At 65.2% G+C, this 22,543-nt stretch carries 19 protein-coding genes; 7 read left to right on the top strand and 12 right to left on the bottom strand.

What is annotated here, in order from left to right; translation table 11 throughout:
- Positions 1 to 40: 40 nt before the first annotated feature.
- Positions 41 to 913 (top strand): amino acid ABC transporter substrate-binding protein, encoded by an 873-nt coding sequence (locus H3H45_RS03530; protein WP_235983333.1) that lies wholly within the window; start codon positions 41 to 43, stop codon positions 911 to 913.
- Positions 914 to 971: 58 nt separating this feature from the next.
- On the opposite strand, the gene H3H45_RS03525 is transcribed toward H3H45_RS03530, so the two are convergent.
- From H3H45_RS03525 to H3H45_RS03510, 4 genes are all read right to left on the bottom strand, one after another.
- Positions 972 to 2,228: an esterase/lipase family protein gene (locus H3H45_RS03525; RefSeq protein ID WP_182832353.1), complete on the bottom strand. Its 1,257-nt coding sequence runs from the start codon at positions 2,226 to 2,228 to the stop codon at positions 972 to 974.
- Positions 2,229 to 2,318: 90 nt separating this feature from the next.
- Complete coding sequence (locus tag H3H45_RS03520) at positions 2,319 to 2,777, bottom strand: NfeD family protein (protein ID WP_182832352.1); 459 nt, start codon at positions 2,775 to 2,777, stop codon at positions 2,319 to 2,321.
- Entirely contained in the window at positions 2,774 to 3,694 is a 921-nt protein-coding gene (locus tag H3H45_RS03515; protein ID WP_182832351.1) for an SPFH domain-containing protein, read from the bottom strand. The genes H3H45_RS03520 and H3H45_RS03515 overlap by 4 nt, the downstream gene beginning before the upstream one ends.
- Positions 3,695 to 3,771: 77 nt before the next feature.
- Positions 3,772 to 5,325, bottom strand: coding sequence for a L,D-transpeptidase family protein (locus tag H3H45_RS03510; protein WP_235983331.1), 1,554 nt, complete (start codon positions 5,323 to 5,325; stop codon positions 3,772 to 3,774).
- Between the two features lie 129 nt (positions 5,326 to 5,454).
- On the opposite strand from H3H45_RS03510, the gene H3H45_RS03505 reads away from it, so the two are divergent.
- Positions 5,455 to 6,171: a murein L,D-transpeptidase catalytic domain family protein gene (locus H3H45_RS03505; protein ID WP_182832350.1), complete on the top strand. Its 717-nt coding sequence runs from the start codon at positions 5,455 to 5,457 to the stop codon at positions 6,169 to 6,171.
- Between the two features lie 16 nt (positions 6,172 to 6,187).
- Here the strand turns inward: H3H45_RS03505 and H3H45_RS03500 are convergent, their stop codons facing one another.
- The 3 genes from H3H45_RS03500 to H3H45_RS03490 form a co-directional block, all read right to left on the bottom strand.
- Complete coding sequence (locus H3H45_RS03500) at positions 6,188 to 7,972, bottom strand: GspE/PulE family protein (RefSeq protein WP_182832349.1); 1,785 nt, start codon at positions 7,970 to 7,972, stop codon at positions 6,188 to 6,190.
- Positions 7,973 to 8,007: 35 nt separating this feature from the next.
- Positions 8,008 to 9,372, bottom strand: coding sequence for a CYTH domain-containing protein (locus H3H45_RS03495; RefSeq protein WP_182832348.1), 1,365 nt, complete (start codon positions 9,370 to 9,372; stop codon positions 8,008 to 8,010).
- An 84-nt stretch (positions 9,373 to 9,456) separates the two neighbouring features.
- Positions 9,457 to 10,929, bottom strand: a complete 1,473-nt coding sequence (locus tag H3H45_RS03490) for an inorganic phosphate transporter (protein ID WP_182832347.1) — start codon at positions 10,927 to 10,929, stop codon at positions 9,457 to 9,459.
- Positions 10,930 to 11,112: 183 nt separating this feature from the next.
- Between H3H45_RS03490 and argE the strand changes: the two genes are divergently transcribed.
- Together argE and argA are read left to right on the top strand one after the other, a co-directional pair.
- Positions 11,113 to 12,252, top strand: a complete 1,140-nt coding sequence (gene argE, locus H3H45_RS03485) for an acetylornithine deacetylase (RefSeq protein ID WP_182832346.1) — start codon at positions 11,113 to 11,115, stop codon at positions 12,250 to 12,252.
- A 118-nt stretch (positions 12,253 to 12,370) separates the two neighbouring features.
- Positions 12,371 to 13,669, top strand: a complete 1,299-nt coding sequence (gene argA / locus H3H45_RS03480) for an amino-acid N-acetyltransferase (protein ID WP_182832345.1) — start codon at positions 12,371 to 12,373, stop codon at positions 13,667 to 13,669.
- Between the two features lie 58 nt (positions 13,670 to 13,727).
- Here the strand turns inward: argA and rmf are convergent, their stop codons facing one another.
- From rmf to H3H45_RS03460, 4 genes are all read right to left on the bottom strand, one after another.
- A complete protein-coding gene (gene rmf, locus H3H45_RS03475; RefSeq protein WP_182832344.1) occupies positions 13,728 to 13,937 on the bottom strand; it encodes a ribosome modulation factor in 210 nt (69 codons plus the stop codon).
- Between the two features lie 145 nt (positions 13,938 to 14,082).
- Positions 14,083 to 15,669, bottom strand: coding sequence for a glutamate--cysteine ligase (gene gshA / locus H3H45_RS03470; RefSeq protein WP_182832343.1), 1,587 nt, complete (start codon positions 15,667 to 15,669; stop codon positions 14,083 to 14,085).
- Between the two features lie 246 nt (positions 15,670 to 15,915).
- Entirely contained in the window at positions 15,916 to 16,302 is a 387-nt protein-coding gene (locus H3H45_RS03465) for a PaaI family thioesterase (RefSeq protein ID WP_182832342.1), read from the bottom strand.
- Between the two features lie 3 nt (positions 16,303 to 16,305).
- The gene (locus tag H3H45_RS03460) at positions 16,306 to 18,639 is read right to left on the bottom strand and encodes a Tex family protein (protein WP_182832341.1); all 2,334 of its coding nucleotides are present in this window, start codon (positions 18,637 to 18,639) and stop codon (positions 16,306 to 16,308) included.
- A 183-nt stretch (positions 18,640 to 18,822) separates the two neighbouring features.
- Here H3H45_RS03460 and ompR point away from each other — a divergent pair, with 183 nt between their 5' ends.
- The 3 genes from ompR to H3H45_RS03445 all read left to right on the top strand — a co-directional run bounded on the left by ompR (position 18,823) and on the right by H3H45_RS03445 (position 21,290).
- Positions 18,823 to 19,554 (top strand): osmolarity response regulator transcription factor OmpR, encoded by a 732-nt coding sequence (gene ompR, locus H3H45_RS03455; protein ID WP_182832340.1) that lies wholly within the window; start codon positions 18,823 to 18,825, stop codon positions 19,552 to 19,554.
- Positions 19,555 to 19,656: 102 nt separating this feature from the next.
- Positions 19,657 to 20,970 carry an ATP-binding protein gene (locus H3H45_RS03450; protein WP_182832339.1) on the top strand — a complete coding sequence of 438 codons (1,314 nt, stop codon included), beginning with the start codon at positions 19,657 to 19,659 and terminating at the stop codon, positions 20,968 to 20,970.
- 101 nt (positions 20,971 to 21,071) lie between these two features.
- Positions 21,072 to 21,290, top strand: coding sequence for a hypothetical protein (locus H3H45_RS03445; RefSeq protein WP_182832338.1), 219 nt, complete (start codon positions 21,072 to 21,074; stop codon positions 21,288 to 21,290).
- Positions 21,291 to 21,350: 60 nt separating this feature from the next.
- On the opposite strand, the gene metK is transcribed toward H3H45_RS03445, so the two are convergent.
- The gene (gene metK / locus H3H45_RS03440) at positions 21,351 to 22,541 is read right to left on the bottom strand and encodes a methionine adenosyltransferase (protein ID WP_182832337.1); all 1,191 of its coding nucleotides are present in this window, start codon (positions 22,539 to 22,541) and stop codon (positions 21,351 to 21,353) included.
- Positions 22,542 to 22,543 lie beyond the last annotated feature (2 nt).

Genomic DNA, 22,543 nt, shown 5'->3' with positions numbered 1-22,543 from the left:
ACAGGACATGACACCAAAATCGCTCAAATCGACTGTTTATATGCTGCTCTGCCTACTGCTGGCCCTGCCGCTGCTGGCTGCCGCCGACACCCTTGAACGGGTGCGCAACAGCGCCAGCATCACCCTGGCGTTCGTGCCGGATGTGGCCCCGTTCAGCAGCCAGCAGGGTGAGCAGGTCAGTGGCTATGGCATCGAGCTGTGCCGGCGTATCGCGCAGAGGATCCAGACCGAGCTGGGTGCTAGCGAACTCAAGCTGAATTTCCTGGCGGTAGAGGATGCGCAGAAGCTGGCCCTGATGGGCGAAGGCAAGGCCGATCTGCTCTGTACGCCGAGCCCGGAAAGCCTGGCGGCACGACGGCAGATGAGTTTCTCAGTGCCGGTCTACACCGCCGGCCTGGGCGTGCTGGTGCGCGAGGATGCGCCGCAGACCCTGCTCGCCGTGCTCAGTGGCCAGCCGGCGCATAGCGGGCCGACCTGGCGTGCCACGATCAATCGCGGTCTGGCCCAGCACACCTACGTGAGCATGGCCGGTGGCGTCACCCAGGCGTGGATTCTGGACAAGGTGCGTCGGCTGGGTGTGGTAGTGCAGCTGCTCACTGTTGAGGATTATGACCAGGGCGTAGAGCTGATCAGCAGTGGTCAGGCCGATGCGTTCTTCTCCGAGCGCATGTTCCTTGAGCACTACCTGAAGACGCACGGCGGTACCGAGCAGCTGCAGGTGCTGCCGCGCATCTTCGAGTCCGTGCCGGTAGCGTTGGGCGTACCGCGCGGTGACGAGGATTTCCGCCTGCTGATCGACACTGCGTTGAGTGAGCTGTACCGCTCCGGCGAGCTTGAGCGGCTGTATAGCGAACACCTGGGCAAGCCGGGTGAGGCGGAGAAGGCGCTGTTCAAGGTCTATGCCCTGCCTTAGAACCTGTCTCGACTGGCGTGTTGCGCGCACCACACGAGCGCAGCCTACTGTAAGTCGCTCAGCGACAGCCGCTGTCCGGCAACTCGCCCAGCGCCCGGCTGATCAGCGCCTGGCTGCGTGGACTGGCGAGGATGCTGGTGTGGTTTTCGGCCATTACATAGAGATGCTCCGCCTCATCCTGCGCGGCACTGCGTAACTGGCTCGCCAGGGGCACCACGCCGTCGTTGGGCTGCTCCAGCAGCCGGCTGTTGCCGCTGTAGCTGACCAGCAGCCACTGGCGAATATGTGCTGGCAACGGCGTGGCGAAGAGCGTCTGCAGGTACTGGCTGCCTGGCGCCAGGTCGCGCCAGACCGGCGCCACTACTGGCGCATGGGCGATGCCGTCCGCTGCCGCCGGGTGACCATCCCAGGGCGTGGCCAGCGTCAGGAACAGGCACTGCCGGTCATTGCCGCCGCCGGCGCTGAGCAATTGCACGGCGCGCCGGGCCACCAGCCCACCCATGCTGTGGGCGAACACATGAAAGCGTGGCGGGCGGTGGCGCAGTTGCACATCGCGCAGCGCTTCACCGAGCAGATAGGCGCTGTGGTTCAGCGGCAGGCCGCTGGGGTAGTGGAACAGCACCAGCTGGAAGCGCTCACGGTCGATGCTCTCCGCCAGCGCGCGCCACACTGGCGGGCCGCTGTTGATCCCATGCACCAGGATTATCGGTTCCTTGTCGGCGTCCCAGGGCTCCAGCAAGTACAGGCCGTAACCAACCTCGCTGAGGAAATCCAGCGGCTGCCAGGCGCCCTGGCTGATCCGTTGCGGCGAGAAGCGTGGGTCATCGAAGTCCACCACCTGCAGGTAGTTGTGCTGCAGGCGTGGCAGCTCGCGGTAGGCCTGGCTCAGGTCGAGGGCCGGCGGTGGCGCGGGCGAATGGCTGGCGAGTTCGGGTTGCAACTCGTTGAGCTGGCCTAGCTGGCTGCGCTGTTCGGCGCTTGGCTGCACCCGGAAGGGCGCGCTGCGGGCCTGCGGCAGCCAGTGATATGGCTCGTCGACATCCAGGCGCAGATTGCCGTTGCGATCATTGAAAGCCAGTAGCTGGTAATTGCTGACGGGCATGCTGAAGTAGAACAGCCCGCCCGGCTGGACAATGCGGTAGGCCAGCAGCCGATTCTGCGGATCAAGCAGGGCGACCAGTGCCTGCTCCGAGCTCTGCAGGGTGCCGGGGATCAGCAGCAGTTCGCGCTGGGCCGTAGCGTACTGGCGATCCAGCTCCAGCAACTGGCAGCCGCCCAGCAGGGCGAGCAGCCCCAGTACAAGCAGTCGGGCCATCCATGTGCTCCATCCAGAAGAAATTGGCTGCAGTCTAGCTGCTCGTCAGCCGGCGCGAGTCGATCGAGCCGGCGGTTGCGCCGCGAGTTGCTAGCCTTGCGGCTGCAGCGCTTCGACTTTGAGCAGCACGCCGTCCTGGCCTGTGACCTTGACGGCAGTACCGGCAGGTAGATCGGGGCCGATCACCAGCCACAGGCTGTCGCCGGCCTTGATCTTGCCGCGTCCACCGACGATGGCCTCGTGCAGGACGAACTGGCGCCCGAGCAGCTCGCTGCCGCGCTGGTTCAGCCCGGGTTGGTCGGAGGGCTTTGCGGCACTGCGTTGGCGCTGCCACCAGAACAGTGCGGTGAGTACCGAGAGAATGGCGAACAGAAAAAACTGCCAGGCCCAGGGCAGTTCCGGGAAGAGGAAGGTCAACACCCCGACACAGGCTGCGGCCAGGCCGATCCACAGCAGGTAGCCGCCGGCACCGAAGACCTCGAGGATCAGCAGTACGGTGCCGAAGGCCAGCCAGTCCCAATAGGAGAGGTTCTGCAGGTAGGCCATCATTTCTGCTTGTCACCGAAGGTCGCTTTGACGATTTCGCCGATGCCGCCGACCGCGCCAATCACCTGGCTGGCTTCCAGCGGCATGAGGATCACCTTGCTGTTGTCGGAGCTGGCCAGGTTGCCCAGGGCCTCGATGTACTTCTGCGCGACGAAGTAGTTGACCGCCTGCACGTTGCCGCTGGCGATGGCCTCGGAGACCATGCGCGTGGCCTCGGCTTCGGCCTGGGCGGCACGCTCACGCGCTTCGGCTTCGAGGAAGGCGGCCTGGCGCTGGCCTTCGGCCTTGAGGATGTCACCCTGCTTCTGCCCTTCGGCGGTGAGGATGGCGGCGGCGCGCAGCCCCTCGGCTTCGAGAATCTGCGCGCGCTTGATGCGTTCGGCTTTCATCTGCCCGGACATGGCGGCCATCAGATCGGCGGGCGGGCTGATGTCCTTGATCTCGATGCGGGTGATCTTGATGCCCCAGGGCGCGGTGGCTTCATCCACGGTCTTCAGCAGGCGCTCGTTGATCGCGTCGCGCTGGCCGAGCATGGCGTCCAGCTCCATGGAGCCGAGCACGGTACGGATGTTGGTCATCACCAGGTTGCGGATGGCGTGTTCGAGGTTGTTGACCTCGTAGGCGGCCTGCGCCGAATTGATGATCTGGAAGAAGCAGATGGCGTCGATCTGCACAGTGGCGTTGTCGGCGGTGATCACTTCCTGCGGCGGGATATCCAGCACGCTTTCCATCACATTGAGCTTGCGGCCGATCTTGTCCATCACCGGCACGATGATGTTGAGGCCCGGTTTGAGCGTGTTGGTGTAGCGGCCGAAGCGCTCCACCGTCCACTCGAAGCCCTGTGGCACCACCTTGAAGCCCATGAATACCACGGCCACGGCGAGGCCGACGAAGAGCAGCAGTACGCCACCAATTTCCATATTTATTCTCCTGTCTTGTACATAGGGGGATTAACGCATCTAAGCACAGTCGCTGCGCCGTTGCTGCCTGGTCCGCGTCAACTGCCGCCAGCCAGCAGAGCCTGGATCAGTTGCGCATCGTGCTGGTAGCTGTCGGGGGCATAGCGCAGTTGGCCGTCGGCATCCACTTCGGCTGTCCAATAGGCGATCAGCAGCGGCGCCGGTTGCGGCAGGCGGTATTGCTGAGTCTTGCCGCTGGCAATGCGGGTTTGCACGGTTACCAGTTCCTCTTGTGGCAGCAGCCAGGTCAGCAGGCTGTCGACGGCCTCGACCCGCACGCAACCGGAGCTGAACAGGCGCGGCGCCTTGTCGAACAGGGCGCGGCTGGGCGTGTCGTGCAGGTATACCGAAAACGGGTTGGCGAAACGCAGGGCGACCTGGCCGAGCGGGTTCTTCGCCCCGGCAGCCTGGCGCAGCAGGATGGCGCCGGGGTTATCCCAGTCGACCTGTTCGGGATCGAGCCAATTGCCGGCATGGTCGTAGACGTCCATCTCATGTTCGCTCAGGTAGCTGCGATCGGCGCGGATGGCCGGCAGCTTGTCTTCGCGCAGGATGGTCGGTGGCACCGTCCAGGTCGGATTGAGGGTCAGGCGGTTGATTCGCGACGCCAGCAGCGGTGTCTGTCGCTCGACCCGGCCGATCTGGGTGCGGGTACGCCAGAGTTCTTCACCCTGCTGCAAGACCAGCAATTCGGCGGCGGCGACATTGATAGCCACCTGGGCCTGGCCGAGGTCGTCGGCCAGCCAGCGCAGGCGCTCCAGGTTGACGCGCAACTGCGCGCGGCGGGTCGGGGCATCAAGGTTCAGTTCGCTCAGGCTGGCGGGGCCGAGGATGCCATCGGGCTTGAGTCCGTGGCGGGCCTGGAAGTCTGCCAGGGCGCTGACGGTACTCGGGTCATAGAACTCGGCCTGGGCCTCGTCGGCGGGCAGGTTGAGGCGCTCGCGCAGTAACGGCACCCGCGCATCCTGTTTACCGGGGCGCAGCAACGCGCCGGTTGGTAGCGCTGGCCAGCTGGGCAGGGGCTGCAGGCGTTCATAGGCATACACGGCACGCAGGCGCTGGTATTGCGGCAGGCTGGGACGGGCGCTGGTAAACGCGACGGCGGGATCATCCACGTGCAGCAGGGCGATGGAAAGGGCCGCCAGCTGCGGATCCGGACGAGTTTGCTGGGGGTCGCGCCACAGTGGTTCCAGCTGCTGCTGGTCGAGACGGCCGCTACGCAGATCGCGCAGGGCGCGCAGGTAGCTGCTGCTGGCCTGCAGGTCGCTACAGTGATCCTCGGTCTGCGCGAGTGGGTAGTCGGTTGGGTTGAGACCATCGTCCGCCAGCTGCGCGAGTTGCTCCTGGAGCAGGTGCAGGTGGCTGCCGTCACGCCAGGCCGGACGGCCATCGCGTTGTGCGTAGAAGTTGTTCAGCAGGGTTGCCATAGAGTCGTCTAGGCTTGCCAGAACGGTCGTACAGGGGCTGGCGGGCTGCATCAACAGCGGGCGCAGGTCGACCGGCTGGGCGTCGGGTGCCTCCATGGCGTTCGCGACCAGTGGCAGGGTGAGCAGGAGAATGCTCGGGTAAGATGCACACTTTTTGAACAACATACTGCTCCAGTCCATGGCTCAGGGTGCCCCGTCAGCAGTGACGGGCGGCTGCTAGTCAGTATAAGTGGATTGGTGTCGGGGCTTGTGACAAGGCTCGACGGGCGTAGCGTTTTTTGAGGTATTGCGCGCATGTTTGGACGACTTGGCCGCTTGGCCCTGCTGGGGCTCTGGCTGTTTTGTGCACCACTGCTGGCGGCGCCCACGGCGAATGACCAGCTGATCAAGGACCTCGCCCGCGTGGCGCCGGGTCTTAATCAGCAGGCACTGCGGCATGCCGTGGCAGCCATGCAGTGCGCGGTCAACCACGGCGCCGAACCGGCCAGCCGGCTGGCAGTGATCGATTATTCGCAGCCGTCCACGGCGCGCCGCCTGTGGATCTTCGATCTGCAGCGCAAGCGCCTGCTGCTGAGTGACTATGTGGCCCACGGGCGCCGCTCCGGGGAAAACTTTGCGCAGAGCTTTTCCAACCGCGAGGGCAGCTACCAGAGCAGCCTCGGCCTGTTCCGTACCGCCGAGAGCTACCGTGGTAAGCATGGCTATTCGTTGCGCATGGATGGCCTGGAGCCGGGGCTGAACGATCTGGCCCGCGAGCGGGCCATCGTCATCCACGGCGCCAGCTACGTCGACCCGCGCCTGGTGCGCAGCCAGGGCCGTATCGGCCGCAGCCTGGGGTGCCCGGCGGTGCGTCCGGAAGTGGCGCGCATGGTGGTCGACAAACTCAAGGGCGGACAATTTTTGTTTGCCTGGCACTCGGACCAGCGCTGGTTGCGCAACTCCGCCTACCTGGACTGCAAGCCGCAGCGAGTGGCGAGCATTCTGGCCAAGCAGGGCCTGCCCAAAAGCTGAATGCTTCCAGGCCCCGTTACTTCTGCTCGCTCTGCGGGGTGACCCGCAGCACTTCCTCGATGGTGGTCAGGCCGGCGGCAACCTTCTGTGCGCCGGACAGGCGCAGGCTGCGCATGCCTTCCTTGAACGCCTGGCGGCGCAGGGTGACCAGGTCGGTGTCGGCGGTGATCAGCGGCTTGATACCGTCGTTCAGCAGCATGATCTCGTACACCCCGGCGCGGCCACGGTAGCCGGTTTCGCGGCATTCCAGGCAGCCCACCGCGCGATGGGCCTGGGTCGGCAGCGGCGAGCTCCAGGGCTTGGTCAGGCTCTGCCAGTCATCCTCGCTGATCTGCACCGGCTCCTTGCAGTGCGGGCACAGGGTGCGCACCAGTCGCTGGGCCATCACGCCGAGGATGGTGGCCTTGAGCAGGTAGTGCGGCACGCCCAGTTCGAGCAGGCGGGTGATGGCGCTGGGCGCGTCGTTGGTGTGCAGGGTCGACAGCACCAGATGGCCGGTGAGCGCCGCCTGGATCGCCATCTCGGCGGTTTCCAGGTCGCGGATCTCGCCGACCATGATGATGTCCGGGTCCTGGCGCATCAGCGCGCGCACACCGCTGGCGAAGGTCAGGTCGATGTTGTGCTGCACCTGCATCTGGTTGAAGGCGCCCTCGATCATCTCGATCGGGTCTTCGATGGTGCAGACGTTCACTTCTGCCGTGGCCAGCTGCTTGAGCGTGGTGTACAGGGTGGTGGTCTTGCCCGAGCCGGTGGGGCCGGTGACCAGGATGATGCCGTTGGGCTGGCCGGTCATGCTTTCCCAGCGGCGCAGGTCGTCGGGGGAGAAACCCAGCTGTTCCGGTTTTTTCAGCAGCACTTCCGGGTCGAAGATACGCATCACCATCTTCTCGCCGAAGGCGGTGGGCAGGGTCGACAGGCGCAGTTCGACTTCGCCGCCGTCTGGGGTCTTGGTCTTGATCCGGCCGTCCTGCGGCTTGCGCTTCTCGGCCACGTTCATCCGCCCCAGGCTCTTCAGGCGGCTGACGATGGCCACGGTGACCTGCGGCGGAAACTGGTAGACGTTGTGCAGCACGCCGTCGATGCGAAAACGCACGGTGCCCTGTTCGCGACGCGGCTCGATGTGGATATCGCTGGCGCGCTGCTGATAGGCGTACTGGAACAGCCAGTCGACGATATTGACGATGTGCGCGTCGTTGGCGTCCGGCTCCTGGTCGCTGGCGCCGAGGCTGAGCAGCTGCTCGAAGTTGCCGAGGCCGCTGACCTTCTGGTCAGTCGCGTTGGCGCCGCTGACCGAGCGGGCCAGGCGGTAGAACTCGGTGGTGAAGCGCTGCAGGTCGGTGGGGTTGACCACCACCCGCTTGATCGGCCGCTTCAGCACATGGGTCAGGTTGGCTTCCCAGCTGTGCACGAAGGGCTGGGCGCTGGCGATGGTTACCGCCTCGCTGTCCACCGCTACGGCGAGGATTTTGTGGCGCTGGGCGAAGGCGTAGGACATCAGCGGGGTGACCGCGGCGACGTTGATCTTCAGCGGGTCGATGCGCAGGTAGGGCTGCCCGGCCCAGGCTGCCAGCCACAGGGTCAGGCTCTCCAGATCGTGCTTCTTGCCCGGGTGCTGCAGGTCATCGACCTGCTGCGCGGCGAGGAACTCCAGCGGGTGCAGCTTGGCGTTCTCCGCGCCGCGGCGCAGCATCAGGCACTGCTCTGCCTGTTCCTGCGACACGCGGCCCTGGGTTATCAGCTCGCGCAGGATGTCGTTGAGGTCCAGTGTGCGGTCCTGGGTCGACGAGGCTAGAGCGGACATGCGGTTCCCTTTATGGAGTCGGCGAGCCTGTCAGCTTATTGCACCAGCAGCTTCCAGGGTTTGAGCGTGGCCACAGTATGAGCCTGCGCCACCCGTGTGGCCAACACCTCGGCATCCATGGGCTGCAGGGCCAGCTCGTGCAGCTTGCACAGCTCGCCGTACAGGCGATCGACTTCCGCCACCTCCAGAACCTGACGCGCCAAATGCAGCCAGGCCTGGATACGCTCGATGCGCGGCAGCTGTTCGGCGAGGTCTTCCGGCTGTTGCTGGTAGCGCTTGAGTTGCAGGGCGGCGCCTTCTTCTTTCAGCAGGGTCGGCAGCCAGTTGCCCAGCACCGCCGCACCCTGGCGATTGCCGCGGTTGTTGCGCTCGACCGTCCAGCTGCGCGCCAGCAGCCAGCGCGACAGGTTCAGCGAGAACAGGCCCCAGCGGTTGCCTTGCAGTTCGGCGGCGAACAAGGCCGGGGCATTCTTGCGCAGGCTGTCATCGTGCTGGCCGGCCAGCAGGCGCGGGCGCCAGTCGCCGAGCAGCCCATCCAGCGCTTCACGCAGGGTCGTGCTGGAGGCACGCGGGGCGGCCTGGCCGAGGCTGCCAAGCAGGGCGCGCAACTCGATCAGTTTTTCCAGCCACTGGGCCAGCAATTTCCAGTGACCGTTGAAACGGTACTGCTCGGCCAGGCGCTGGCTGCTGCCGAGCAGGTGCCAGGCGAGGGCGCAGAAGGCATCGTCCAGGCTCTGTTCGGCGCTCAGTTCGGGGGCGGGCAGGCTCAGGCTGTAGCTGCCCGAGTCGAACAGGCGGTAGCCTCGCTCGGCCTTGCTGATGTCGCAGGGCATCAGCGGCAAGTCGGCGGCCAGCTCGGCGGCCAGCTCCAGCAGGGCGGCCGGATCGCCTTCACGCAGCTCCAGCTCCAGCTCGCAGATTTCCTCTTCGCCTTCGCCGGCAATGACCTTGCCCAGGTCCAGGGCCGCCTCGATGACCACCTTGGCCTTGCCACGGCCCCAGGCGATCTCGGCTTTTTCCCGGACGAAGTCGGTGGTGAAAATCGGTTTCAGCTGCTTCTTGTCCAGTTCGGCCAGGCTGGCCGGCCAGCATTCGGCGCTGAGCTTCTTGGTGTCCAGTTTGGCTTTGCTCAGGTACCAGTCCCACTCGTTGCGCTCGGACAGCCCGGCCACACTCTGGCCGCGGGTCTTCAGGGTCTGGATGAACTGCTCGCCGTCACGGCGCAGGCGCAGGGCGACCTTGGCTTGGGCCAAGTCACGCTCGGGAGTATCGAAGTACTGGTTGAACAGCTCGCAGGTCTGCCAGCCGGACTTGTTGCGTTTCTTCAGCAGCGGATGATCACGCAGGGCGGCCAGGGTCTCGCGGCTTACGCGCAGCTTGATTTCGGTTTCTTTGACCATGGTCGACTCTTGGGAAGAAGGAAAAGAACTGTTCTGATGCCACAAAGCCGCCCTGAGGCGGCTTTGTGTCGAGCCGTTGCCAGCTTAGACGAACAATTTCACGCCCAGCCAGAACAGGCTGGCAGACAGCGTGATGGTGACCGGCAGAGTGAACACCCAGGCGGTCAGGATATTGCGCACGGTACTGAACTGCAGGCCGCTCTTGTTGGCGACCATGGTCCCGGCTACGCCGGACGACAGTACGTGGGTGGTCGACACCGGCAGGCTGTAGACGTTGGCCAGGCCGATGGCGATGGACGCGGTGATCTGCGCACTCATGCCCTGGGCGTAGGTCATGCCCTGCTTGCCGATCTTCTCGCCGACGGTCAGCACTACGCGCTTCCAGCCGACCATGGTGCCAATACCGAGCGCCAGGGCGACCGCGAGGATGACCCAGAAGGGGGCGTATTCGGTGGTGGCGGTCAGGTCCTTGCGCAGCTTGGCGAGGTCGGCCACTTCACGCTTGGGCAGGTTGTCCAGCTTGCTGACCTTCTTCGCCGTGTCATCCAGGCACAGCAGGTAGCGGCGCGCCTGGGTGCGCTGCGCTTCGGACATCTGCTCGTAGTCGGTGACGCCTTCGAGGGTCTTCAGCAGTGCCGCAATGGTCGGCTCGGTGAGCTTGGCATCGCAGTGGAATTTCTTCGGCAGCTCGGTGGTGCCGTTCTTGCCCAGCGCCAGGTATTCGCTCAGCGAGTCGTTATTACGCTCGTAGAATTCCTGCAGGTGAATGGCGGCGTCGCGGGTGCGCTCTATCTGGTAGGTGGTGCTGTTCAGGTCGAGAACGAACTTGGCCGGGACGATACCGATCAGCACCAGCATGATCAGGCCGATACCCTTCTGCCCGTCGTTGGAGCCGTGCACGAAGCTCACGCCCATCGCCGAGGCGATCAGCACCACGCGGTTCCAGAATGGCGGCTTGTTCTTGCCCTTGATCTCCTTACGGGTCTCGGGCGTCTCATGCATTTTCGAGCCGCCCCACATGCGCTTGAGTGCCAGCAGCAGCAGCCCCGCCACGGCAAAACCGGCCAGCGGGGAGAGCAGCAGGGACAGGCCGATGTCGATCGCCTTCTGCCAGTTCACCCCTTCGCTCAGGGCGATGTCGGAGATCAGCGCATGAGCCAGGCCGACACCGAGGATCGAACCGATCAGGGTGTGCGAGCTGGAGGCCGGAATGCCGAAGTACCAGGTGCCGAGGTTCCAGGCGATCGCCGCACTGAGCATGGAAAACACCATCACCAGGCCATAGGCGGTGTTGGAGTTGATCAACAGCTCCACCGGCAGCAGGTGGACGATGGCGTAGGCCACGCCAACGCCACCGAGCAGCACGCCGAGGAAGTTGAAAATGCCGGAGAAGATCACGGCGAGGTGCGGGGGCATGGCCTTGGTGTAGATCACCGTGGCAACCGCGTTCGCGGTGTCATGGAACCCGTTGATGAATTCGAAGGTCAGGACGAAGGCCAGGGCCAGAAGCAGGCTCACGGCGACCCAGATATCAAGCCCGCTGAATAGATCGAACATGACGGTTTTGTGACCGGTTAGTTATGGGGCGGCGGATTATGCCAGAACATCGATAACTATGCTGATCGGCGGCCAGCCCGGCCGTTGGATCACGACAGGAGGTCATGACAGCGTCGTTGACGCTACTGTTTATCTTCTCGCCCGCAGGCCTCTATGATGACTTCACGCTGATGGAGACCGCCGATGCCTTTGCCCAACCTGAAAGACCAGCTGACCGCGCTGATTGCTGCGCCGTCGGTGAGTTGCACCCAGCCGCACTGGGATCAGTCCAATCGGGCGGTGATCGATCTGCTGGCCGGCTGGCTCGGCGACCTCGGTTTCGCCTGCGAAATCCAGGACATCGCGCCGGGCAAGGCCAACCTGCTGGCTACCTACGGCAGTGGCCCCGGCGGCCTGGTGCTGGCCGGGCACAGCGACACCGTGCCGTTCGATGCCGCGCTGTGGCAGAGCGATCCGCTCAAGCTGACCGAGCAGGGCGACCGCTGGATCGGCCTCGGCGTGTGCGACATGAAGGGCTTCTTCCCCCTGGCGATCGAGGCGGTGCGCACGCTGCTCGATCAGCCGTTCAAGCAGCCGCTGCTGATCCTCGCTACCTGCGACGAGGAAAGCTCGATGTCCGGCGCCCGTGCCCTGGCCGCTGCCGGCAAGCCGCTGGGGCGTGCTGCGGTGATCGGCGAGCCGACGGGCTTGAAACCGATCCGCCTGCACAAGGGGGTGATGATGGAGCGCATCGACATCCTTGGCCAGAGCGGTCATTCCTCCGATCCCAGCCTCGGCCACAGTGCCCTGGAGGCCATGCAGGATGCCATGGGCGAGCTGCGTGCCCTGCGTAATCAGTGGCAGTGCGAGTTCAACAACCCGCAGTTCAGCGTGCCGCAGCCGACCCTCAACCTCGGCTGCATCCATGGCGGCGACAACCCCAACCGCATCTGCGGCCAGTGCGCGCTGGAGTTTGACCTGCGTCCGCTGCCGGGTATGGACCCCGAGCAGTTGCGCGCGGCGATCCGCAGCAAACTGCAGCCGCTGGCCGAACGGCATCAGGTCAAGATCGACTTCGCGCCACTGTTCGCCAACGTACCGCCCTTCGAGCAGAGCGCCGATTGCGAGCTGGTGCGCCTAGCGGAGAAGCTGACCGGGCATGCGGCGCAGTCGGTGGCATTTGGCACCGAAGCCCCGTATCTTCAGCAGCTCGGTTGCGAGACCATTGTCCTCGGTCCCGGCGATATCGCCTGCGCCCACCAGCCGGGCGAGTTTCTCGAGCTGGCGCGTATCCAGCCCACGATTACGCTGCTGCGCCAGCTGATCCAGCACTACTGCCTCTAAGAGCCTGCCTGAGCCATGAAGGAGCACCTGATGTTGCGACGAAGCTAGGTCGATTCCCTCTTCCCTCGACGGGGAGACTTTCCATCGCTCGTCCATCCATCGTTCGACAGGCTTTTTCATGCACGACTACGTCAACTGGCTGCGCCACGCTACGCCCTATATCAACGCCCATCGGGACTGCACCTTCGTGGTCATGCTGCCCGGCGAAGGCGTCGAACACCCGAATTTCGGCAATATCGTCCACGACCTGGTGCTGCTGCACAGCCTTGGTGTGCGCCTGGTGCTGGTACACGGTTCGCGCCCGCAAATCGAGACGCGCCTGGCCGAGCGTGGGCTGACCCCGCGCTACTACAACAACCTGCGCATCACCGACGGACCGACCCTGGAGTGCGTGATCGATGCCGTCGGCCAGCTGCGCATCGCCATCGAGGCGCGCCTGTCGATGGATATTGCGGCCTCGCCGATGCAGGGCTCGCGCCTGCGCGTGACCGGCGGCAACTTCGTCACCGCGCGGCCGATCGGCGTGCTCGATGGCGTCGACTACCACCACACCGGCGAAGTCCGTCGGGTCGACCGCAAGGGCATCGGTCGCCTGCTCGACGAGCGCAGCATCGTGCTGCTGTCGTCGCTCGGCTACTCGCCCACCGGGGAGATCTTCAACCTGGCCTGCGAGGACGTTGCTACCCGCGCCGCCATTGACCTGCAGGCCGACAAGCTGCTGCTGTTCAGCGCCGAGCGCGGCCTGCTCGACGAAGCCGGCAAGCTGGTGCGCGAGCTGCGTCCGCAGCAGGTGCCGGCACATCTGGCGCGGCTCGGTGCCTGCTACCAGGCCGAGTTGCTGGATGCCGCCGCCCAGGCCTGCCGGGGCGGGGTCAAGCGCAGCCATATCGTCAGCTACACGGAAGATGGGTCGCTGCTCACAGAGCTGTTCACCCGTGACGGTGGCGGCACCCTGGTCGACCAGGAACAGTTCGAATCGCTGCGCGAGGCGACCATCGAGGATGTCGGCGGGCTGATCGACCTGATTACCCCGCTGGAGGACCAGGGCATCCTGGTGCGCCGTTCACGCGAGGTGCTGGAGCGCGAGATCGAACAGTTCAGCATCGTCGAGCGCGACGGCCTGATCATCGCCTGCGCGGCGCTGTACCAGATCGCCGACTCCGACTGCGGGGAGCTGGCCTGCCTGGCGGTGAACCCGGACTACCGGCATGGCGGTCGCGGTGACGAACTGCTCGAACGCATCGAGGAACGCGCCCGCGCGCAGGGCTTGAAGACCCTGATCGTGCTCACCACGCGCACCGCCCACTGGTTCCAGGAGCGCGGCTTCGAGCCAAGCAGCGTCGAGCGTCTGCCCGCCGCGCGCGCCTCGCTGTACAACTACCAGCGCAATTCGAAGATCTTCGAAAAGGCTCTCTAGATAGCGCGTGCAATGCAAAAGGGTCGCTACTGCGGCCCTTTTTTATGCGTTCGATGGTTCAGGCGCTGCGGCGCTGATGCTGTTTGAACTGCTCGTTGCCGTCGTCCCAGCCGGCTTCCCAGGCCGCGGCCTGAACCTCGGCGGGGTAGGGCTGCTGGTGCTGCGGCTGGCCGGTGAGACCGGCCATGTAGCCTTGCTGGTAGGCCTTGTTGAGGCTTTCCAAGCTCCAGTGGCGATCTTCGTCAGTGCTGTCGTCGGCGGGCGTCATCGGGGGTGGCCAATGCGGATATCCCCCACAGGGTAGCCGTCGCCGCGGACGACCGCCTGCCATTGGTCAGGGCCGAACGGTCGAGCTGGCGGATTTGTGACGGGCTGCCCTTAATGGCCGCCGTCCGCCCCCTAGGTCGCTGATTTCAAACGCCAATACCGAGAATGCTGGCCTGGTAGGCGGCGACGAAGGTGTCGAAGTCGCCCGGCTCGGCACTTTCCAGTTCGGCCTGCTCGGCCAGCGACTGCTGTGCCATAGCGGCAAAGCTCGCCTGTTCCTCGGCGCTCAGCGGCTGCGCGCGGAAATTCGCCGCATGTTCCTTGCTATGGCGCAGGGCCATGGCACGGAAGCTCTCGCCGGTCTCGCGCAGCTCGGCCAGAACCCGCGCCGACGGCGTTTGCGCCGGCTCGTCGACCTTGCGCTGCTGCAGGTGCAGGGCGGTCTGGTAGGCGTCGTCGCCATAGGCGCGGTCGAGCAGTTCGGCGATCGGCTTGAAGCGTTCGAGCAGCTCGGCGGCCCAGGTCAGCAGTTCCACCGGCTGCCCCTCACGCTGCAGCTGCAGGCCCGGGCGGCGGCCTTCCTTGACCGTCATGAGGAAGTTCTCGGTGCTGGCGCGGCACACGCCGCTGGCCAGCAGCGGGCTGTCCTCCAGGGCGCAGAACAGGATGAAGGCGTCGAGGAAGCGTGCCTGATCCAGGTCGATACCCAGCGGCAGGTAGGGGTTGATGTCCAGGCAACGCACTTCCACGTACTGCACGCCACGGGCCATCAGCGCCTGGATCGGCCGCTCGCCGGAATAGGTGACGCGCTTGGGGCGAATGCTCGAGTAGTACTCGTTCTCGATCTGGATGATGTTGCTGTTGAGCTGCAACCATTCGCCGGCGGCGTTCTTGGTGCCGATCGCGGCATAGGCCGGGTAGGGCGTGGCTACTGCCGAACGCAGGCTCTCGGTGTAGCTGGCCAGGTCGTTGTAGCAGGGCGTCAGGCCGGCCTGGGCGTTGCTCTGGTAGCCCAGGTCGCTCATGCGCAGGCTGGTGGCATACGGCAGGAACAGGGTGTCGGCGTCGAGCTGTTGCAGCTGGTGCGGGCGGCCGCGCAGGAAGCTGGCGTCGAGCGCCGGCGAGGCGCCGAACAGGTACATCAGCAGCCAGCTGTAGCGACGGAAGTTGCGGATCAGTGCGATGTAGCTGGCCGACTGGTAATCGCGGGCGCTCTGGGTGTCGCCATCCAGCTGCTGCAACAGCGGCCACAGGCCTTCGGCCAGGCTGAAGTTGTAGTGGATGCCGGCGATGCACTGCATGGTCTTGCCGTAGCGCAGGGCCAGGCCCTGGCGGTAGACGTACTTGAGGCGGCCGATATTCGAGCTGCCGTAGCGGGCGATCGGGATATCCGCCTCGTCCGGCAGCAGGCCGGGCATCGACGGGCTCCACAGGTACTCGCCGTCCAGCTGGCTGCTGGCGAAGCGGTGGATGCGCTCGAGATCGGCAAGAGTATCTGCCGGGTTCGCTTCGGCCGGAGTGATGAACTCCAGCAGCGCTTCGGAATAGTCGGTGGTGATCTGCGGGTGAGTCAGCGCCGAGCCCAGGGCGCGCGGGTGTTCAGTCTGCGCCAGGCTGCCGTCGGCATTCACGCGCAGGCATTCGCGCTCGATACCGTGCAGGTTCTGGGTCAGCAGGGGCAGGGCGGCAGCATCGCCGAGCAACGCCAGGCGGCGGGAGAAAAGCTCGCTCAAGATGGTTATTCCTTCACTCGACGGTCGCCCTTATATGGGGGTGGAAACGTCGCTTACAAGTCGGAATGGACGGACCGGCCTGGAGGCCTGACCGGAAAAGGGCAGGATGCGCCGAGCGGGGGCTCGGTGCAATCCTGAGAGAGGCGCCGGGTGGTCTGCCGGCGACTTCCTGAATCTCATGCAGGCGGTTGCAGGCACCGGTTGCTTTTGCCCCTCTCCCACAAGTGGGGGAGGGGCTACGGGGCGCTACTTGCAGATAAAGGTGGCCTGGGCCGTGGCGATCAGCTTGCCAGCTTGCTCCACCTTGGCCTCCAGCACATGCACCTTGCGCCCGGCATTCAGCACGCGGGCGGTGCAGAGGATCTCTCCCTGCTCGACCGCACGGATGTAGTTGACCTTGCACTCCAGGGTCATGCTGCCGGCCGCGCCGCCAAACAGGCTGTGGCTGGCCTGGCCGAGGGTGGTGTCGATCAGCGAGAAAAGCGCGCCGCCGTGCATGCGCCCGTGCAGGTTGAGCAGATGCTCCTGCATGCTCATGCGCGCCTGGGCTTCGCCGTTCTCGGCCTTGTCGATGTGGATGCCCAGCAGTTTGCTGAAGTTGCTGTCCTGGCCAACGGGTGAGGGAGTAGTCATGGCTTACTTCTTCAATTGCTTGGCGTTGGCGAACAGCGCGGCCATGCCGGCATTGGCCGGGGCCGGCTTGTCCTGGCTGGAGTGGCGCTCGCTGCGCGGTTGGGCGCCGCCGCGGTTCTGCCCGCCATTGCCGCGGTTGCCGCCACGTGGGCCGTCGACCTTCTCGCCAGGGGTGTCGCTCATGCGCATGGACAGGCCGACGCGGTTGCGTGGGATGTCCACTTCCATGACCTTGACCTTGACGATGTCGCCGGCCTTGACCACCTCATACGGGTCCTTGACGAACTTCTCCGACAACGCCGAGATGTGCACCAGGCCGTCCTGGTGTACGCCGATGTCGACGAAGGCGCCGAAGTTGGTGACGTTGGTTACCACGCCTTCCAGCACCATGCCTGGCTGCAGGTCCTTGAGGGTTTCCACGCCGTCCTGGAACTCGGCGGTCTTGAACTCCGGGCGCGGGTCGCGGCCGGGTTTGTCGAGTTCCTTGAGGATGTCGGTGACGGTCGGCAGGCCGAACTGTTCGTCGGTGAACTTGGCCGGGTCGAGGCGGCGCAGGAAGGCCGAGTCGCCGAGCAGCGAACGGATATCGCGTTCGGTGCCCTGGGCAATGCGCTGCACCAGCGGATAGGTCTCCGGGTGCACGGCGGAGGCGTCCAGCGGGTTGTCGCCGTTCATCACACGGAGGAAGCCGGCGGCCTGCTCGAAGGTCTTCTCGCCGAGGCGCGGCACCTTCTTCAACTCGGCGCGGGTCTTGAATGCACCGTTGGCGTCGCGGTGGCTGACGATATTCTGCGCCAGGGTCGTGTTGAGTCCGGAAATGCGCGCCAGCAGGGCGACGGAGGCGGTGTTCACATCGACGCCGACGGCGTTCACGCAGTCCTCGACCACCGCGTCCAGCGAACGCGCCAGCTTGAGCTGCGACACGTCGTGCTGGTACTGGCCGACACCGATGGATTTCGGGTCGATCTTCACCAGCTCGGCCAACGGGTCCTGCAGGCGGCGGGCGATGGAAACGGCGCCGCGCAGCGACACGTCGAGGTCGGGGAATTCCTTGGCGGCCAGCTCGGAGGCTGAGTACACCGAAGCGCCGGCTTCGCTGACCATGACTTTGGTCAGCTTGAGGCCCGGCAGTTTCTTGATCAGGTCGGCGGCCAGCTTGTCGGTCTCGCGGCTGGCGGTGCCGTTGCCGATCGAGATCAGATCCACCGCGTGCTTGGCGCATAGCTTGGCGAGGATCGCCAGGGTGCCGTCCCAGTCGTTGCGCGGCGCGTGCGGGTAGACGGTGGCGGTTTCCAGCACCTTGCCGGTGGCATCGACCACGGCCACCTTGCAGCCGGTACGCAGGCCCGGGTCGAGTGCCAGCGTGGCGCGTGGGCCCGCCGGGGCGGCCAGCAGCAAGTCATGCAGGTTGCGGGCGAAGACGTTGATCGCCTCGTCTTCGGCCTTCTCGCGCAGCTCGCTGAACAGGTCGGTTTCCAGGTGGGTGTAGAGCTTGACCTTCCAGGTCCAGCGCACCACCTCGCCCAGCCACTTGTCGGCAGCGCGGCCACGGTTGTCGATGCCGAAGCGCTCGCCGATCATCAGCTCGCACGGGTGCATAGTGCCTGGCGCTTCGTCACCGACCTTGAGGCTGGCGCCGAGGATGCCTTCGTTGCGCCCACGGAAGATCGCCAGGGCGCGGTGCGAGGGTACGCCCTTGAAGGCTTCGTCGTGCTCGAAGTAGTCGCTGAACTTGGCACCCTCGGCCTCCTTGCCAGCAACCACGCGGGCGCTGAGGGTGGCGTTGTCCTTGAGGAAGCTGCGCAGGCGCTCGAGCAAGGTGGCATCTTCGGCGAAGCGCTCCATGAGGATGTACTTGGCGCCTTCGAGCACGGCCTTGACGTCGGCGAAGCCTTTATCGGCATCGACGAAGCGCGCGGCCTGGTCTTCCGGATTCAGCGTCGGGTCGTTGAACAGGCCGTCGGCCAACTCGCCGAGGCCGGCTTCCAGGGCGATCTGGCCCTTGGTGCGGCGCTTCTGCTTGTACGGCAGGTAGAGGTCTTCGAGGCGCGTCTTGGTTTCGGCCAGGTTGATCTCGCGGCTCAGCTCGGGGGTCAGTTTGCCCTGTTCCTCGATGCTGGCGAGGATCGCGGCGCGGCGCTCGTCCAGTTCGCGCAGGTAACGCAGGCGTTCTTCCAGGTTGCGCAGCTGGGTATCGTCCAGGCTGCCGGTGACTTCCTTACGGTAGCGGGCGATGAATGGCACGGTGGAGCCTTCATCGAGCAGGGCCACGGCGGCGGCGACCTGTTGTGGGCGCACGCCCAGTTCTGCGGCGATGCGAGTGTTGATACTGTCCATTTAAAACACCTGACGGAGAACACCAGCCGGCCGCCCTGAGGCTGCCCGGCACGAAAGCGCCGCATTATAAACACCGGTCCTTGCGGCATTGGGAACCGTTCGGGGAAAAATCTGCTAACAATGGGGGCAGCCGCCAATCATCGGTGCTGGGCAATAATGCCGGCACTTCGAATGGGAGAAATCATGAGCAGCACACCTGTAGTGGAAGGCGAGAAGATCCTCATTGTCGACGATGACCCCGGCCTGCGCCGCCTGTTGGAGCGTTTCCTCAGCGAGCAGGGTTACCGCGTGCGTGCGGTGGAGAACGTCGAGCAGATGGACCGCCTGCTGGCCCGCGAGCTGTTCCAGCTGCTGGTGCTCGACCTCATGCTGCCGGGTGAGGACGGCCTGTCCGCCTGCGGCCGCCTGCGCGCGGCGAACAACCAGCTGCCGATCATCATGCTCACCGCCAAGGGCGACGAGACCAGCCGCATCCAGGGCCTGGAGCAGGGTGCCGACGACTACCTGGCCAAGCCGTTCAACCCGCGCGAGCTGCTGGCGCGGATCAAGGCCGTGCTGCGCCGCCAGACGCCGGTGGTGCCGGGTGCGCCGGGCAGCGAGGACGAGAGCGTCAGCTTTGGCGAGTACGAGCTGTCCCTGGCTACCCGCGAGCTGAAGAAGGGTGAAGAAGTACACATGCTCACCACCGGCGAGTTCGCCGTCCTCAAGGCCCTGGTCCAGCATGCCCGCGAGCCGCTGACCCGCGACAAGCTGATGAACCTGGCCCGTGGCCGCGAGTGGGACGCCCTGGAACGATCCATCGATGTGCAGATCTCCCGTCTGCGCCGGCTGATCGAGCCGGACCCGTCCAAGCCGCGCTATATCCAGACGGTGTGGGGCGTGGGCTACGTGTTTGTGCCGGATGGCAGCAAGTAACTCGGTATCACGCTCGTTCGGGGTGCTGTAGGAGCCAGCTTGCTGGCGATCCCCTCACCCCATCGCCATTAAGCTGGCTCCTACAGGTATCGCGTCGCCCTGATGAAAACCCCGCTCTGGTTCCCGCAAAGCTTCTTCGCCCGCACCCTCTGGCTGGTGCTTATCGTCGTGCTGTTTTCCAAGGCGCTGACCTTGGTCTACCTGATGATGAACGAGGACGTGCTGGTCGATCGTCAGTACAGCCACGGTGCCGCGCTGACCCTGCGTGCCTATTGGGCGGCCGATCCCGAGGACCGTGCGCATATCGCCGCCGCGGCGACCCTGAAACAGGTGAGCGCCGACCAGGTGCCGCCGACCGAACAGCACTGGCCCTATTCGGAAATATTTCTACGCCAGATGCAGGCCGAGCTGGGTCCGGACACCGAGGTGCGGGTACGGGTCAAGAGCCCGCCTGCGCTGTGGGTGCGGGCGCCGAATCTGGGTGACGGCTGGACCAAGGTGCCGCTGTATCCGCACCCGCTGCGTGGGCAGAAGATCTGGAGTGTGCTCGGCTGGTTCCTCGGCATCGGCCTGCTGTCCACGGCGGCGGCGTGGATCTTCGTGCGCCAGCTCAGCGCGCCGCTCAAGCGCCTGGTGTTCGCCGCCCGCCAGCTCGGCCAGGGGCGCAGCGTACGGCTGCCGGTAAGCGACACGCCGAGCGAGATGACCGAGGTCTACCGCGCCTTCAACCAGATGGCCGAGGATGTCGAGCAGGGCGCCCGCGAGCGCGAGCTGATGCTGGCCGGGGTGTCCCATGACCTGCGCACGCCGCTGACCCGCTTACGCCTGTCGCTGGAGTTGCTCGACAGCGACTCGGAACTGACCGAGGACATGATCCGCGATATCGAGGACATGGACGCCATCCTCGACCAGTTCCTCGCCTTCATCCGCGACGGCCGCGACGAGAAGCCGGAATCCTGTGACCTCAGCGAGCTGGTGCGTGAAGTGGTGGCGCCCTACAACCAGCAGCGTGAGCAGGTGCGCCTGTGCCTGGAGCAGGTGCCGCCGTTCCCGCTGCGCCGGGTGTCGATGAAGCGCCTGCTGACCAACCTGCTGGAAAACGCCCTGCGCTATGGCGGCCAGGGAGTCGAGGTGGTGGCCAATCTGTCTGGCGACAGCAGCGCACCCTATGTAGTGCTCAGCGTGCTGGACCGCGGCCCGGGCATCGATCCGGCCGAGCTGGGCGAGCTGTTCAATCCTTTTATCCGTGGTGATCGTGCCCGTGGCGGCAAGGGCACCGGCCTCGGTCTGGCCATCGTCAAGCGCATCGCCTCGCTGCACGGCGGCAGCGTCGAGCTGCGCAACCGCTCCGGCGGTGGCTTGGAGGCGCGCATCTGCCTGCCGCTGGGGTTGCTGCTGCCGCGCGATGCGGTATAGCGCTGAGCTTCTGCTTTCCGGGTAAATTGCCGATCACGGGGCGGTGCAGGCAGAATGCCAGCCCCGCTGGAGTGACAGCGACTGAACATGGAGGTTTGTGCATGAATACCGTCGGCTTGCTGATCGCCCTGAGTGGTTTCATCTGGTCGGTCGCCCGTGGCATTCAGGTGTCGCTACTGTGCTGCGTCCTGAATTTCATCTTCCCGCCCATTGCGCAGGCAATCTTTGCCATTTACGAGCCGGCGATCCGTTTCCCGTTGCTGGTTCTCGTTTCCGGGCTGGGTCTGATGTACGCCAGTGGCGGCCTGCAGTTCGGCTGAGAATCCACTTCCCAACAAAAAGCCCCGAACTAGGCGGGGCTTTTTGCATTGCGGCAAGGCTTACAGGCCGGCGGCAGCGCGCAGATCGGCAACCTTGTCGGTCTTTTCCCAGGTGAAGGTGGTGAAGCTGTCGCCAGCCACGGTCACTTCCTGCGGGGTACGGCCGAAGTGGCCGTAGGCCGCCGTGGCGCGGTACATCGGGTGGAGCAGGTCGAGCATCTTGGTGATGGCGTACGGACGCAGGTCGAACACTTCGCGCACCAGCTGGATGATCTTGTCTTCGGCGATCTTGTGGGTGCCGAAGGTGTTGATCGAGATCGAGGTCGGCTGGGCCACGCCGATGGCGTAGGAGACCTGGATCTCGCAGCGGTCGGCCAGGCCGGCGGCGACGATGTTCTTCGCCACGTAACGGCCGGCGTAGGCCGCCGAACGGTCAACCTTGGATGGGTCCTTGCCGGAGAACGCGCCGCCGCCGTGACGGGCCATGCCGCCGTAGCTGTCGACGATGATCTTGCGCCCGGTCAGGCCGCAGTCGCCCACCGGGCCACCGATCACGAAGTTGCCGGTCGGGTTGATGTGGAACTGGGTGTCCTTGTGCAGCAGCTCGGCCGGCAGGGTGTGCTTGATGATCAGCTCCATCACCGCCTCGCGCAGGTCGCTCAGGCTGACCTCCGGGTTGTGCTGGGTGGACAGCACCACGGCGTCGATGCCGACCACCTTGCCGTTCTCGTACTGGCAGGTGACCTGGCTCTTGGCGTCCGGGCGCAGCCATGGCAGCAGGCCGGACTTGCGCGCTTCGGCCTGGCGCTCGACCAGGGCGTGGGACAGACGGATCGGCGCCGGCATCAGCACGTCGGTTTCGTTGCTGGCGTAGCCGAACATCAGGCCCTGGTCGCCGGCGCCCTGGTCTTCCGGCTTGGCGCGGTCGACGCCCTGGTTGATGTCCGGGGACTGCTTGCCAATGATGTTCAGCACGCCGCAGGTGGCGCCGTCGAAGCCGACGTCGGAGTTGGTGTAGCCGATGTCGCAGATCACGTCGCGGACGATCTGTTCCAGGTCGACCCAGGCGCTGGTGGTGACTTCGCCGGCGACGATGGCTACGCCGGTCTTGACCAGGGTCTCCACGGCCACGCGGGCGTGTTTGTCCTGGGCGATGATGGCGTCGAGGACGGCATCGGAAATCTGGTCGGCGATCTTGTCCGGATGGCCTTCGGACACGGACTCGGAGGTAAACAGGGAGTATTCGCTCATTT

The sequence above is a fragment of the Aquipseudomonas guryensis genome (genome assembly GCF_014164785.1).
Taxonomy (GTDB): Bacteria; Pseudomonadota; Gammaproteobacteria; order Pseudomonadales; family Pseudomonadaceae; genus Aquipseudomonas; species Aquipseudomonas guryensis.
Note: the sequence above shows the minus strand (reverse complement) of the source record. Positions and strands in the feature narration are given on the sequence as shown.

Coding starts and splice junctions, on each gene's coding strand:
- metK (WP_182832337.1), bottom strand. CDS start 22,541: ATGAGCGAATACTCCCTGTTTACCTCCGAGTCCGTGTCCGAAGGCCAT.
- H3H45_RS03500 (WP_182832349.1), bottom strand. CDS start 7,972: ATGTCCGCTCTAGCCTCGTCGACCCAGGACCGCACACTGGACCTCAAC.
- H3H45_RS03445 (WP_182832338.1), top strand. CDS start 21,072: ATGAATACCGTCGGCTTGCTGATCGCCCTGAGTGGTTTCATCTGGTCG.
- argA (WP_182832345.1), top strand. CDS start 12,371: ATGCACGACTACGTCAACTGGCTGCGCCACGCTACGCCCTATATCAAC.
- H3H45_RS03515 (WP_182832351.1), bottom strand. CDS start 3,694: ATGGAAATTGGTGGCGTACTGCTGCTCTTCGTCGGCCTCGCCGTGGCC.
- H3H45_RS03465 (WP_182832342.1), bottom strand. CDS start 16,302: ATGACTACTCCCTCACCCGTTGGCCAGGACAGCAACTTCAGCAAACTG.
- H3H45_RS03510 (WP_235983331.1), bottom strand. CDS start 5,325: ATGTTGTTCAAAAAGTGTGCATCTTACCCGAGCATTCTCCTGCTCACC.
- H3H45_RS03460 (WP_182832341.1), bottom strand. CDS start 18,639: ATGGACAGTATCAACACTCGCATCGCCGCAGAACTGGGCGTGCGCCCA.
- H3H45_RS03450 (WP_182832339.1), top strand. CDS start 19,657: ATGAAAACCCCGCTCTGGTTCCCGCAAAGCTTCTTCGCCCGCACCCTC.
- H3H45_RS03495 (WP_182832348.1), bottom strand. CDS start 9,372: ATGGTCAAAGAAACCGAAATCAAGCTGCGCGTAAGCCGCGAGACCCTG.
- H3H45_RS03505 (WP_182832350.1), top strand. CDS start 5,455: ATGTTTGGACGACTTGGCCGCTTGGCCCTGCTGGGGCTCTGGCTGTTT.
- H3H45_RS03490 (WP_182832347.1), bottom strand. CDS start 10,929: ATGTTCGATCTATTCAGCGGGCTTGATATCTGGGTCGCCGTGAGCCTG.
- H3H45_RS03530 (WP_235983333.1), top strand. CDS start 41: ATGCTGCTCTGCCTACTGCTGGCCCTGCCGCTGCTGGCTGCCGCCGAC.
- rmf (WP_182832344.1), bottom strand. CDS start 13,937: ATGACGCCCGCCGACGACAGCACTGACGAAGATCGCCACTGGAGCTTG.
- ompR (WP_182832340.1), top strand. CDS start 18,823: ATGAGCAGCACACCTGTAGTGGAAGGCGAGAAGATCCTCATTGTCGAC.
- argE (WP_182832346.1), top strand. CDS start 11,113: ATGCCTTTGCCCAACCTGAAAGACCAGCTGACCGCGCTGATTGCTGCG.
- H3H45_RS03525 (WP_182832353.1), bottom strand. CDS start 2,228: ATGGCCCGACTGCTTGTACTGGGGCTGCTCGCCCTGCTGGGCGGCTGC.
- H3H45_RS03520 (WP_182832352.1), bottom strand. CDS start 2,777: ATGATGGCCTACCTGCAGAACCTCTCCTATTGGGACTGGCTGGCCTTC.